Origin of the sequence: Actinoallomurus liliacearum (assembly GCF_039542035.1) — a bacterium.
GTDB lineage: Bacteria > Actinomycetota > Actinomycetes > Streptosporangiales > Streptosporangiaceae > Actinoallomurus > Actinoallomurus liliacearum.
This window is the reverse complement of record NZ_BAABHJ010000036.1, coordinates 1-12,079: the sequence shown is the minus strand read 5'-3', so window position 1 is coordinate 12,079 and position 12,079 is coordinate 1. Positions and strand designations below refer to the sequence as shown.

Genomic DNA, 12,079 nt, shown 5'->3' with positions numbered 1-12,079 from the left:
CTACCGCGGCGACCGCTACCGCATCACCACCAAACTCCACCTCGACCACACGTCAGGGTGAGGTCGGTGGTGTCCCGCCCCCGCAGCCGGGGCCGACGCGGAAGCCGCCGAGGCGCTGTCCCGTCGGTGACCCCAACCCAATACCAAGATGTGGCGCATTCGGTAGTCACGCAACTACTTTGAGTATCCCATGCTGGTGCCGGCAGGCAGGCGCCATGGACATGTCACGGACACACCAGGGGGACGTCATGGTCAAGCAGGTGCATGGCGAGCGTCGGAACGTGGAGCTGGCCGTGAAGCCGCTGTACAGCGGGCTGGTGCCGGACGGCGGAATTCCCCGCTACCAGCTGGCATCCGGTCCGATGGCGCCGGACTCGGCCGCCGCGCTGGTCCGGGACGAGATCATGCTGGACTCCAACGCCCGCCTCAACCTCGCCACCTACTGCACCACCTGGATGGAGCCCCAGGCCAAACAACTGATCGCCGATTCTCTGGACCGCAACCTGATAGACCACGACCAGTACGCCCAGACGGCGGAGCTGGAGACACGGTGCGTGAACATCCTGGCCAACCTCTGGAACGACCCGGGCACCAACGGTGTCGGGTGCTCGACCAGCGGCTCCAGCGAGGCCACGATGCTGGCCGGGCTGGCGATGAAGTTCGACTGGCGTGCGCGGCGACGAGCACAGGGCCTGCCGGCGGACCGGCCCAACCTGGTGATGCCCAGCGTGGTGCACACCTGTTGGCCGAAATTCTGCCGCTACTGGGATGTCGAGCCGCGCTACGTGCCGATCCGCGAACCCGGCTTCACCGTCGACCCGGCCGAGGTGGCGAGCCTCTGCGACGAGAACACCATCGGCGCGGTGGCCATTCTCGGGTCCAGCGCGCTGGGAATCTACGACCCGGTGGCCGAGATGGCGTCCGCGTTGGATCGGCTCCAGGCCGAACGGGGAGTGGACGTGCCGCTGCACGTCGACGCCGCGGTGGGCGGCTTCATCGCTCCGTTCCTCGAGCCCGACCTGGTGTGGGACTTCCGGGTGCCTCGGGTGCTGTCCATCAACACCTCGGGCCACAAATTCGGACTGGTCTACCCGGGCATCGGGTGGATCATCTGGCGCGACAAGAAGGCGCTGCCCAAAGAGCTGATCTTCGAATGCGAGCTGCTCGGCGGCAGCGTGCCCACCTTCACGCTCAACTTCTCCCGATCAGGCGCCCCGGTGGTGGCGCAGTACTACACCTTCCTGCGCCTCGGGTTCGAGGGCTACCGCGCGGTGCAACAAGCCTGCCGTGATGTGGCGTCGTATCTGGCCGAACAGCTCGCGAAGATGCCCGCGCTGGAGGTCATCTCCGATGGAACCCATCTGCCGGTCGTGGCGTTGCGGATGCGGCCCGACACGACCACGACCGTATTCGACATACACGACCGGATGCGCAAACACGGGTGGCAGATACCCGCCTACCACCTGCCCGACGCCCTCGACGACGTGGCCGTGATGCGCCTGGTGATCCGCAACGGCTTCAGCCGCGACACCGCGGACATACTGCTGAACGCGCTGCGCGCCGAGCTGGCCGAGCTGTTTCCCACAGCCACGGCGAAGGCCGACAAGCCCGCCATACCGACGCCGCGACGGCGTGGCCCCGTCTACCACTGAACGGAAACGCCAGGCCGAATGTCGCGGCCTCCTCCCGGGGAAGGTGTTTGAGATGGGCGAGTTCGCGGAGAGCATTACCATCGATCAGTTGAATGACGATCCGTACCTGATTTATGCGCGGTTGCGGGAGGAGGAGCCCGTCGCCTATGTTCCGGCGCTCGATCAGTGGATGGTCACGCGGCATCAGGACGTCCGGACGGTGATCAGTCTGTCGGAGACGTTCATCTCCTATTTCTCGAAGTCTTTGATTCTCAAGGTCTGCGGCGAGGGGAACATGCTCGCGACCGATGGGGACCCGCACAGCGACCTCCGCGGGTGTACCGACGACGACTACGCACGGGAGACGCTGCCGGCGGGCCTTCGGGATCATGTGCGGACGTTGGCTGACAAGTACGCCGATGAGTTGAAGCGCTCCGGGTCACCGGCTGATCTGAAGGAGCAGTACTTCGCGCCGGTCGCCGTGTTGTCAGAGGCGCACATCCTGGGTCTCGATCATATCGATCCGGAAGTCTTCATCAGGTGGGCCGGCGGCATGAACAGTGCCATCACCAACTTCGAGAAGGATCCGGCCAGGACCCGGCTGGGCGAAGAGACCCGGGCCGATATCGACCGGGTCCTCATTCCTTACCTCGAGGAACTCAGAAAGAACCCGATCCACTCGACGCTGTCCAATCTTCTGCACTCCGGACGTGCTACAGGCCAGCCTCGTCCCATCCAGGAGATCCTGCCCACGGTCCGGTTGATCTTGACCGCGACCGAGGAACCCGGCAACGGCGCCAGTTCGACGATGCTTGGTCTTCTCGACAACCCCGACCAGCTCGAAGCCGTGAAGGCCGATCCGTCCCTGCTGGAACATGCGGCCCATGAGGGCCTGCGCTGGCGACCCCCCGTGGGTGCGCTCATGCGGTCCGCCGCCCGCGATTTCGAGCTGGGCGGCGTCACCATCCCGGCGGGCAGCGGTGTGGCGGCCATCGCCGCCTCGGCCAACCGCGACGAGAGGGTCTACGAGAACCCCGACGCCTTCGACATCCACCGGCCGATGCAACCGCACGCCTCGCTTGGCTACGGCAGTCACCGCTGCCTGGCCTGGGAACAGGTCCCAGAGATCATCCGCATCAGCATCGAAGTGCTGCTGGAGCGTTTTCCAACGATCCGACTGGATACCGACAAGCCGCCGGTGCGCTACTACGGCTGGCGTTACCGCGGGCCGAGCGGTCTCCCTGTTCGCTGGTGACCAGAGGTTCACATCTCGGGCATTTCACGCCGTCCGATGGCCGCGAATCCGATGTCTCACGAGATCGCCGCGCTAACTGAGGCTTCTCGGAAATGCTCACTTAATGTAAGCTATCGATGACAATTGGCGATCGAGAGGTTCCTATGAACCACGAGTCCGCACAGGTCGATTCCGGCGCCCGCGAGCGACTGCTACTGCGGTTCCGCATACTCGACTCCGACGGCAACGGCTACCTGGACGAGAGCGACTTCGACCGGCTCGCCACCAACGTGCTCAGTGCACTGGGCGAGCCGCGCGAATCGGCGAAGGGCCAGGCGGTTCTCGACGGGCATCACCGCTTCTGGGCGGGCCTGCGCGCGTCCCTCGACGCCGATGGCGACGGCCGGATCAGCCTGGCCGAGTACCTCGCCAGGCTGGGCGACCCCGGCGACGCGGAACAGGCCGTGACCGACTACGCGACATCAATGGCCGCGCTGGTCGACCGGGACGACGACGGATACGTCGAACGGGACGATTTCCTCACCTGCATGACCGCGAGCGGGTTCGCGGAGGCCAACAGCGCGACCGTGTTCGAGGAGCTGGACGAATCAGGCGATGGCCGGATCCCGGTCGGCCATTGGGCCGCGGCGATCGTGGACTGGTACAGATCCGAGCGCACCGACATCCCCGGCCATGTCCTCGTCACACCGCCTGACGCTTGATCAGGTGTCATATGGCGCCATCATCGGCCAGGGGCGGGACGGGCCGCACGATGTTGGCCTCTGCCAGAGGTCGGGCTGACCGCGCCCTGATCTGAGCCTTCGTAGGCTGCGGACCGTGGAGTTCGAGCGTCGGCGTCTTCTCGGAGCGATCGCGGCAACAGCGGCCTCCGGAGCCGCCGCGCATGCGGGAGCGGCCCGCCGCGACCGACCACCACAGCCCGTTCCACGGCCGTGACGCCCGGCGCGAGGGCGCCGCACTTCTCCGGCGAGATCGTCCACGGTCCGCGCAGGCGCCGGCAGGTCGCCCTGACCTTCCACGGCGCCGGCGACCCGGCCGTCGCGCGGCGGGTGTTGGCCGCGGCTGCGGCCGCCGGGGCGCAGATCACCGTGCTGGCGGTCGGCACCTGGCTGGACGCCCATCCGGAGATGGCGCGGCTGATCCTCGCCGGCGGTCATGAACTCGGGAATCACACACAGAACCACCCCGACATCAACGCGATGACTCCGCTCGCGGCCCGCGCCGAAATCGCCCAGTGCGCCGAACGGCTGCGAAACCTCACGGGCACCATCGGCAGCTGGTTCCGGCCTTCCCGAACGCCGCACGCCAACGCCATGGTCCGAGCCCAGGCGACCGAGGTCGGCTACCGCGCCTGCCTGTCCTACGACGTCGATTCCCTGGACTTCTCCGATCCCGGTCCGGAGGCCGTCGTCCGCAACGTACTCCGCGGAGCGCATGGCGGGTCGATCGTCAGTATGCACTTCGGCCATTCCGGAACCGCGACGGCCATGCCTCCGCTGCTGGAGGGGTTGCGCCGGCGCGGGCTGCGCGCCGTGACGGTCTCCTCATTGTTGAGCCCGTAAGACCCTCACCGTTTCCGGCGGCTCTCACCGGCGCGCGGCCAAATATCCCGCGAGGTGGTCGATGACCTCGCGAGCGTCATCCTCGATGCCGTAGATGAACGTGGACTTGCGCCGTCGCAGCACAGGTAGTCCCAGCGCGTACAGTCCCGGGCTGTCGACCACGCCACCCTCGTGCCGCAGCCGGCCCTTCTCCTCGAGCACGGGTACGTCGAGCCACCCGTAGTCGGGCCGGAACCCCGTCGCCCACACGATCGCGGCGATCTCACCGCTCCGCAGGTCGAGCTGCAACCGTGTCGAGGCGGGCACCCGTGTGGGCGGGAGACGCTCGGGAGGAGCGACGTCAGCGTCGCGCCCGTCCCTCCGCGCCCACTCGTCGAACGTGTCCAGCAGGCGTTCCAGTTTGAGGTCCGCGAGCGAGAACACGTTGCGCAGGCCGCCGGAGAACAGTGCGCGGCCGTCGCGTACGGCCGCCCAGCGACCTACCGGCTCGACTCCCATCGCGGTGAGCGCGTTGATGTCGAGGGTCGTCCGCTCGGGAGTTCCGACGAGCTGGGGAGAGGGGAGCCGCCGGGCCCGCTCGAGGTCGTCGACCTCGTCGTACCGCTGGTCCCACAGGCCGGAGGCGTTCAACCACCAGAGCACGTCGCGTCCGCGGTACGTGCGCGGCATCCGCACCTGCTCCCCCACCGAGATGGTCACCGGCCGACCCGACCGGCGCAGCTCCGCCGCCAGCTGCACACCGGTCGCCGACGCCCCCACGACGAGCACGCCGCCGTCGGGCAGCCCGGCGGGACCGCGGTAGTCGAACGGCGTCAGCTGCCGGACGGACGCCGGCACGGCGTCCGCGAACTGCGGCACCGTCGGCCGGTTGCAGGCTCCGCTCGCGATGACCACCGTCCGGCAGCGGATCTCGCCGCGGCCGGTCGTCACGTGATACCCGTCGTCGGTGCGCCGCAGCGACGTGACGTTCGCGCCGGTCCGGACGGGAGCGCCGGTGACCTTGGCGAACTGTTCGATGAAGTCGGTGACCTCCTCCATCGTCATGTAGCCGTCGGGGTCCGGGCCTTCGTAGTGATGGCCCGGCAGGCGGCTCTGCCAGTTGGGCGTGAGGAGCCGCAGAGAGTCCCAGCGTTCGTGGCGCCAGGAGTTCGCGACCTCGCCGCGCTCCAGGACGACGTGGTCGATCGACCTTTCGCCGAGGAAGTGGCTCGCGGCGAGGCCCGCGTGCCCCGCGCCGATGACGACCGTTGTGACGCGTTCGATGGTGGGACCCCTCAGGCGACGTCGACGGTGACGTCCGTGGGGTTCGTCAGAGCATCGAACACTGCGGAGCGCTTCTGGGACTGGGCCACCAGCGCTTCGATCTCCTGCCTGGAGGCGTCCGCGTCGATGGTGAACGTCACCTTGACGTCGGTGAAGCCGTTACGGACGTCGCTGTCGGCGCCGAGGATCCCGCGAATGTCGTGCTTGCCCTCGACCGTCGACTCGACCGAGCGGAGCTGGATGCCGCGGTTCTGCGCGACGGACGCCACGCCCGCCGTCAGGCAGGCCGCCAGGCCGACGAGGAGGTACTCGATCGGCGTGATGCCGTTGTCCTCGGCCGCGAAGACCGCGGGGTGGTCGGCTTCGAACACCGACTCGGCCTTGTGGCTCTGCTCCTGTCCGAGGCCGAAGAAGTCGCGGACCGTCGTGGTGCTGTGGACGCCGTCCTGCCACTTGGAGGAGGCCCGCCAGGTGAACTGGGCGGCCTCGGGAGCGCCCTTCAGCGCGTCGCGTGCCTCCAGCAGCGCCTGCACGTTGACTCCGTTAGCGACCGTGGTCATGTTCGATGATGCCCTCTCGTCGGATTACTCACATTCCCGATGGGTTCGCTTGACAATACACCGACAGTAACGGGCACCATAGCCCCTGTGACGAAATCGGTTTCCACGCTCGCGGCCGGGTCGGCCGGCACGGTCGAGACGCGGTACCTCGACCTGCCGGAGCCGGTGCGACTCGACTGCGGGCGGGAGCTGCACCCGGTTCGCGTGGCGTACGAGACCTACGGCGTCCTGTCCCCTCGGCGCGACAACGTCGTCCTGGTGTGCCACGCGCTCAGCGGTGACGCCCACGCGGCGGGTTTCGCGAAGGCGCCGCCCGAGGAGAGCACGCGCGACGGATTCGGGGCCGAGGATCGCGACGGCTCGGCCGTGAAGGGGCTCGGCTGGTGGGACGGGATGATCGGTTCCGGCAAGGCGTTCGACACCGACCGTTTCTTCGTCGTCTCCACGAACCTGCTCGGCGGATGCAGCGGGACGACGGGTCCGTCGTCCGCGGATCCGGCGACGGGCCGGCCGTACGGGCCGGACTTCCCCGTGATCACCGTCGCGGACATGGTGCGCACCCAGCGCGCGTTCCTCGACGCGCTCGGCATCGAGCGGCTCGCGGCGGTGGCCGGAGGCTCGCTCGGCGGCATGCAGGCGTTGGAGTGGGCGATCCTGTTCCCCGACCAGGTCGACGCCGTCGTGGCGATCGCCAGCACGCACGCCCTCCAACCACAGGGCGTCGCCTGGAACGCGATCGCGCGTGAGGCGATCATGCGCGACCCGGCCTGGCAGGGCGGCCGGTACTACGGAACGGACCGCGCGCCCGATGCCGGCATGGGCGTGGCGCGGATGGTCGGCCACGTCACGTACCTGTCCGCATCGGCGCTGGGTGCCAAGTTCGGCCGGCGGCTGCAGGTCGCCGACGACATCCGCTACACGATCACCGACGCGGAGTTCTCGGTCGAGAGCTACCTGCGCCACCAGGCCGGATCGTTCGTCAAGCGCTTCGACGCCAACACCTACCTCTACACCTCACGCGCGCTGACCTATTTCGACCTCGCGCGCCAGTACGGCGGCGGATCGCTCGTCCGGGCGCTCGACGGCGTCTCGGCACGGACCCTGCTGATCGCGTTCAGCTCCGACTGGCTGTACCCGCCGTCCGCGTCGAGGGAGATCGAGGAGGCGCTTCGCGCTCTCGGCAGGCCGGTCGAGTTCCATGTGATCGACGCACCGTACGGCCACGACTGCTTCCTTCTGGAAGAAGCGCGGCAGACGCCCATCATCCGCCGATTCTTGAGCAATCACCGTCCGGCCGAAGGCGGGGCCGGATGACGTCCAGGAAGAGACCTTCGTGACCGACAACCCCTCCCGTACCGAAGAGGCCCGCGCGTTCGGGTTCGAGACACGGCAGTTGCACGCCGGGCAACGGCCCGACCCGAACACGGGCGCGCGTGCGGTGCCGATCTTCCAGACGACCAGCTACGTGTTCGAAGATCCCGAGTCCGCGGCGGCGTACTTCAACCTGCAGGAGTACGGGAACACCTACTCCCGGATCATGAACCCGACCGTCGCGGTGTTCGAGGAACGCGTGGCCAACCTCGAGGGCGGCTGCGGCGCGGTGGCGTTCGCCAGCGGCATCGCCGCGCAGGCGGCCGCGCTCTTCACACTGCTCCAGCCGGGCGACCACGTCGTCTCCTCGTCGGCGCTCTACGGCGGCACGGTGAACCAGCTCAAGCACCTGCTGCGCAAGATGAGCGTGGAGCTGACGTGGGTCGATCCCGACGATCCGGACGCCTGGCGGCACGCGGTCCGCCCGAACACGAAGGCGTTCTTCGGCGAGACCATCGGCAACCCCGCCGGAAACGTGCTCGACATCGAGACCGTGGCGGCCGTCGCGCACGAGCACGACCTGCCGCTGATCGTGGACAACACGTTCGCGACGCCGTACCTCTGCCGCCCGATCGAATGGGGCGCCGACATCGTGATCCACTCGGCGACCAAGTTCATCGGCGGCCACGGCACGAGCATCGGCGGCGTCGTCGTCGAGGCCGGCACGTTCGACTGGTCCAACGGCCGGTTCCCCGTGATCGCGGACCCGTCACCGGCCTACCACGGCCTGCGGTTCCACGAGACGTTCGGGACGTACGGCTATCTGATGAAGCTCCGGGCCGAGACGCTGCGCGATCTCGGTGCGGCGCTCGCGCCGTTCAACGCCTTCCTGTTCCTGCAGGGGCTCGAGACGCTGTCGCTGCGGATGGAACGCCATGTCGAGAACGCCCGGGCGGTCGCGGCGTTCCTGGAGTCGCACGAGCTGGCGTCGAACGTGACGTATCCCGGCCTGTCGGCGAGCCGATACCGGCCGCTCGTGGACAAGTACCTGCCGCACGGCGCCGGCGCGGTCTTCTCGTTCGACTGCGCCGGCGGCCGGACCGGCGGGACGGCCCTCATCCGCGGCCTGACGCTCTGGTCTCACCTGGCGAACGTCGGCGATGCCAAGAGCCTGGTCATCCACCCCGCTAGCACGACGCACCGGCAGCTCGGCGACGACGAGCTACGCGCCGCGGGCGTCGGGCCGGGCACGGTGCGCCTGTCGGTCGGCACCGAATCCGTCGACGATCTGATCTGGGACCTGGAGCAGGGTTTCACACATGTCACCGCGGCGACGGGAAAGAAGGGGGCGACACCATGAACGAGCGAAGCGAGGGAATCGACAAGCACAGCACCTTGGTCATGGGGCCGACGAAGGAGGTCTCATGAACGAGCTCGCGCGGTACCAGGACGCCTCGGCGATCCAGCGCGTTCTCCACACGGCCAGGACGATCGCCATCGTGGGGCTCTCGAGCAACGAGCTGCGGGCCAGCTACTTCGTCGGCTACTACCTCAAGCGGCACGGCTACCGCGTGATCCCCGTGAATCCCCGCGAGACACGGATCCTCGGAGAGACGTGCCATGCGAGCCTGTCCGACGTTCCCGTGCCGGTGGACGTCGTGAACGTCTTCCGCGCGCCGGACGCACTGCCGGGGATCGCGCGGGAGGCCGTGGCGATCGGCGCCGGCACGCTCTGGTGCCAGTTCGGTGTGGTCAACGAGGAGGGCGCGCGGATCGCGGAGGACGGCGGCGTGACCGTGATCATGGACCGCTGTCTCAAGATCGAGCACGCACGCTACTTGGGCCGGATGCACTGGCTCGGCTTCAACACGCAGCGCATCACGTCGGTCCGTACCGGAATCCAGTAGCCGACGACACTGATCCTTCCGCGGCATGCCGACCACCGGCCGCCGAAGCCGCCGGCGGTCATGACGCGATCACCTCGCCGGGAGCCGGGCCGACGGCTCGCCGCAATGGATACCTAAAGGGGGCTAATTTGGTAAGAGCGATGGGAGTTTCCTGATGGCGGACGACTGGCACGGCGAGCTGCGGCACATCCGCGGCGCGCAGCTGACCGGGGACACCGGTCAGACCACGGGCATGACCCGGCTGGAGGCGATCTCCGGCAAGACGGTCGGCTCGTCGAAGCTCTGGACGGGCAAGACCCTGGTGGCGCCCGCCACCAGCTCCGGTGACCACCACCACGGCGACACGGAGACCTCGATCTACGTCGTGTCCGGCAACCCGGTGTTCGTCTTCGCCGATGGTGACACCGAGGTACGCCTGGAGACCGAGCCCGGCGACTTCGTCTTCGTTCCGCCGTACGCTCCGCACCGCGAGGAGAACCCCGGCGACGCCGAGGCGGTCGTCGTCATCTCGCGCAGCAGCCAGGAGGGCGTCGTGGTGAACCTGCCCAGTCTGTGGTCGCCGGTCGACCGATCATGACCGCGGACGGCCCGCTGACCGTCGTGGAGTTCACCGACCCCGCGTGCCCGTGGGCCTGGGGGGCGGAACCGAAGTTCCGCTGGCTCCGCGCGGCGCTGGACGGCGTGGCCGCCTGGCGTCGCGTCTACGGCATCCTGTTCGACGATGACGACGATCCGCCGCCGGACCCCGACGCGGATGCCGCCTGGTACCAGCAGTACATCGCGGGCATCGCCGCGCACACCGGACCCCCGTACGCCTCGCGGCTGCGGTGGATGGCGCGGAGCAGTCGGCCGTCCTCACTCGCGGCCAAGGCGGCCGAGGCACAGGGCACCGAGATCGCCGACCTCGTCCCGCGCCGGTTGCGCGAGATCGTCGGCCGCGTGGTCGACCAGTTCTCCACGGCCACCGGTCGCACTCCACGGCTGGCGACCGCCGGCTGAGCATCTGATCGCTTCGGCCCGGACCGCCCCGACACGCAAAAGACCTGGGCGCGCCACGCCACGCCCCGGCGACCACACATCGAAACGGCTTCGGCGAGAAGATTCGCGCTTGCGACGGACGAAGTCGAGGTATTCGTCCTGGAACCCGGTCAGATGAAGTCGGAGACGAGAACGGCGAACTCCTCGGGAGTGGCGATGGGAACCTGGAGTTTCTCGGCCTTGGCCTTCTTCGAACCGGCGTTGTCCCCCGCGACGACCAGGCTGGTGCGGGCGGAGACCGACGAGGACGCCCGTCCCCCGGCGCGTTCGACGAGTTCGTTCATCTGGTTGCGGGACAACTCGGCCAGTCTCCCGGTCATGGAGCCGGTGACGACGATGGACTTCCCGGACAGCGGCAGGTGATCACCGGAGTCGGAGTCGTCGCTCGGCTCTGCGGCGGGGTCGGCCGCGCCCGGTTCGGTCATGGTGACTCCGGCGGCGATGAGCTTGTCGATGACCGGAGCGAGGTCGGCGATCTCGGCGACCAGCATCGCGGCACGTTCGGGGCCGACGCCGTCGACCTCTTGGAACGCGTCGGCGTCGGCGGCGCGGATGGCGTCCATCGTCGCGAAGTGGCGGGCGATGCGCCGGGACATGGACCGGCCGGTGCCGCGCACGCCCAGCGCGCAGAACACCTTGTTCAACGGCTTGGCGCGGGCCGCGTCGATGGCGGCCAGGAGCTTGTCGGTACTGATGTCTCCCATCCGGTCCAGCCCGAGAAGCTGGTCGCGGGTGAGGGTGAACAGGTCGGCGACGTCGGTGACGATGCCGGCGGCCACGAGCTGATCGATGAGCTTGTCGCCGAGGCCCTCGATGTCGAGCTGATCGCGGCCGACGGCGTAGCGGACCGACGCCGCGGCCTGGCAGGCCCGGCCTTGTACGCACCGCCACCGCTGCTGGTCGGTGTCGATCGGGCCGCCGCACCCCGGGCAGACCTGCGGGATATGGATCGGTGTCTCCTCGCCGGTGCGCAGGCCCACCACCGGTGCCTCGACGCGGGGGATGACGTCGCCCGCCTTCTTGACGGTGACATGGTCGCCGATCATCAGGCCTCGGCGGGCGATGTCGGCGGCGTTGTGCAACGTGGCGTAGGTGATGAGGGAACCGTCCACCTTGACCGGCTCCAGCACCGCCCGTGGGGCGATGACACCGGTACGGCCGACGTTCCATTCCACACCGACGAGCCGCGTGATCCGCTCGACCGCCGGGAGCTTGTAGGCGATCGCCCACCGCGGCGCCCGGGAGGAGAACCCGGCCTCCGCCTGATCCTGGGCGGCGTCAGCCTTGATCACGATGCCGTCGATCCCGAACTCCAGCTCGGCGCGCAGCGCGGCGATCTCCTCGACCCGCTCCTGCACCTGGGCGATCGTCACGTGGGTCACGCCGGCGACCGGAGTCCGGGCCGTGGTCTGCACGCCCAGCTCGGCGATCAGCCCCATGAGCTGGCTGTGCGGCAGCCGGCCTAGCCGCTCAGCGAGCTCACCGCCGGTCCCCGCGCCGAAGCCGGCGTCGGCCGGCAGCGGAAGCGCGCCGTAGCCGAAGAACGTCATCT

Annotated in this window: 12 protein-coding genes; 9 read left to right on the top strand and 3 right to left on the bottom strand. The window is 68.6% G+C overall.

The annotated features are described in order from the left end of the window. Nucleotides 1-221 precede the first annotated feature (221 nt). From gad to ABD978_RS36745, 4 genes are all read left to right on the top strand, one after another. Nucleotides 222-1,652 carry a glutamate decarboxylase gene (gene gad, locus ABD978_RS36760; protein WP_345364993.1) on the top strand — a complete coding sequence of 477 codons (1,431 nt, stop codon included), beginning with the start codon at nucleotides 222-224 and terminating at the stop codon, nucleotides 1,650-1,652. Nucleotides 1,653-1,704: 52 nt separating this feature from the next. Beyond that, entirely contained in the window at nucleotides 1,705-2,886 is a 1,182-nt protein-coding gene (locus ABD978_RS36755) for a cytochrome P450 (RefSeq protein WP_345364991.1), read from the top strand. A 143-nt stretch (nucleotides 2,887-3,029) separates the two neighbouring features. After that, nucleotides 3,030-3,587 carry an EF-hand domain-containing protein gene (locus ABD978_RS36750; protein WP_345364989.1) on the top strand — a complete coding sequence of 186 codons (558 nt, stop codon included), beginning with the start codon at nucleotides 3,030-3,032 and terminating at the stop codon, nucleotides 3,585-3,587. 231 nt (nucleotides 3,588-3,818) lie between these two features. After that, nucleotides 3,819-4,448 (top strand): polysaccharide deacetylase family protein, encoded by a 630-nt coding sequence (locus ABD978_RS36745; RefSeq protein ID WP_345364987.1) that lies wholly within the window; start codon nucleotides 3,819-3,821, stop codon nucleotides 4,446-4,448. A gap of 24 nt (nucleotides 4,449-4,472) precedes the next feature. On the opposite strand, the gene ABD978_RS36740 is transcribed toward ABD978_RS36745, so the two are convergent. Continuing rightward, entirely contained in the window at nucleotides 4,473-5,687 is a 1,215-nt protein-coding gene (locus ABD978_RS36740) for an NAD(P)-binding domain-containing protein (protein ID WP_345364995.1), read from the bottom strand. 35 nt (nucleotides 5,688-5,722) lie between these two features. Further along, nucleotides 5,723-6,271: an OsmC family protein gene (locus ABD978_RS36735; RefSeq protein WP_345364985.1), complete on the bottom strand. Its 549-nt coding sequence runs from the start codon at nucleotides 6,269-6,271 to the stop codon at nucleotides 5,723-5,725. Nucleotides 6,272-6,358: 87 nt separating this feature from the next. Here ABD978_RS36735 and metX point away from each other — a divergent pair, with 87 nt between their 5' ends. The 5 genes from metX to ABD978_RS36710 all read left to right on the top strand — a co-directional run bounded on the left by metX (nucleotide 6,359) and on the right by ABD978_RS36710 (nucleotide 10,488). Next, on the top strand, nucleotides 6,359-7,585 hold the full coding sequence (gene metX, locus ABD978_RS36730; RefSeq protein WP_345364983.1) for a homoserine O-acetyltransferase MetX: 1,227 nt from the start codon (nucleotides 6,359-6,361) through the stop codon (nucleotides 7,583-7,585). Between the two features lie 19 nt (nucleotides 7,586-7,604). Then, nucleotides 7,605-8,942: an O-acetylhomoserine aminocarboxypropyltransferase/cysteine synthase family protein gene (locus ABD978_RS36725; RefSeq protein ID WP_345364981.1), complete on the top strand. Its 1,338-nt coding sequence runs from the start codon at nucleotides 7,605-7,607 to the stop codon at nucleotides 8,940-8,942. A 64-nt stretch (nucleotides 8,943-9,006) separates the two neighbouring features. Continuing rightward, the gene (locus tag ABD978_RS36720; RefSeq protein ID WP_345364979.1) at nucleotides 9,007-9,489 is read left to right on the top strand and encodes a CoA-binding protein; all 483 of its coding nucleotides are present in this window, start codon (nucleotides 9,007-9,009) and stop codon (nucleotides 9,487-9,489) included. 154 nt (nucleotides 9,490-9,643) lie between these two features. Next, the gene (locus ABD978_RS36715) at nucleotides 9,644-10,066 is read left to right on the top strand and encodes a cupin domain-containing protein (protein WP_345364977.1); all 423 of its coding nucleotides are present in this window, start codon (nucleotides 9,644-9,646) and stop codon (nucleotides 10,064-10,066) included. After that, entirely contained in the window at nucleotides 10,063-10,488 is a 426-nt protein-coding gene (locus tag ABD978_RS36710) for a hypothetical protein (RefSeq protein ID WP_345364975.1), read from the top strand. Before ABD978_RS36715 ends, ABD978_RS36710 begins: the two co-directional genes overlap by 4 nt. A gap of 149 nt (nucleotides 10,489-10,637) precedes the next feature. On the opposite strand, the gene ligA is transcribed toward ABD978_RS36710, so the two are convergent. Further along, nucleotides 10,638-12,079, bottom strand: a 1,442-nt coding sequence (ligA, locus tag ABD978_RS36705) for an NAD-dependent DNA ligase LigA (protein WP_345364973.1), incomplete at its 5' end; no start/stop codon positions are given.

What these genes read in the sequence shown, in the direction of transcription:
- gad (WP_345364993.1), top strand. Translation starts at nt 222, where the DNA reads ATGTCACGGACACACCAGGGGGACGTCATGGTCAAGCAGGTGCATGGC.
- ABD978_RS36750 (WP_345364989.1), top strand. Translation starts at nt 3,030, where the DNA reads ATGAACCACGAGTCCGCACAGGTCGATTCCGGCGCCCGCGAGCGACTG.
- ABD978_RS36715 (WP_345364977.1), top strand. Translation starts at nt 9,644, where the DNA reads ATGGCGGACGACTGGCACGGCGAGCTGCGGCACATCCGCGGCGCGCAG.
- ABD978_RS36735 (WP_345364985.1), bottom strand. Translation starts at nt 6,271, where the DNA reads ATGACCACGGTCGCTAACGGAGTCAACGTGCAGGCGCTGCTGGAGGCA.
- ABD978_RS36755 (WP_345364991.1), top strand. Translation starts at nt 1,705, where the DNA reads ATGGGCGAGTTCGCGGAGAGCATTACCATCGATCAGTTGAATGACGAT.
- ABD978_RS36720 (WP_345364979.1), top strand. Translation starts at nt 9,007, where the DNA reads ATGAACGAGCTCGCGCGGTACCAGGACGCCTCGGCGATCCAGCGCGTT.
- ABD978_RS36710 (WP_345364975.1), top strand. Translation starts at nt 10,063, where the DNA reads ATGACCGCGGACGGCCCGCTGACCGTCGTGGAGTTCACCGACCCCGCG.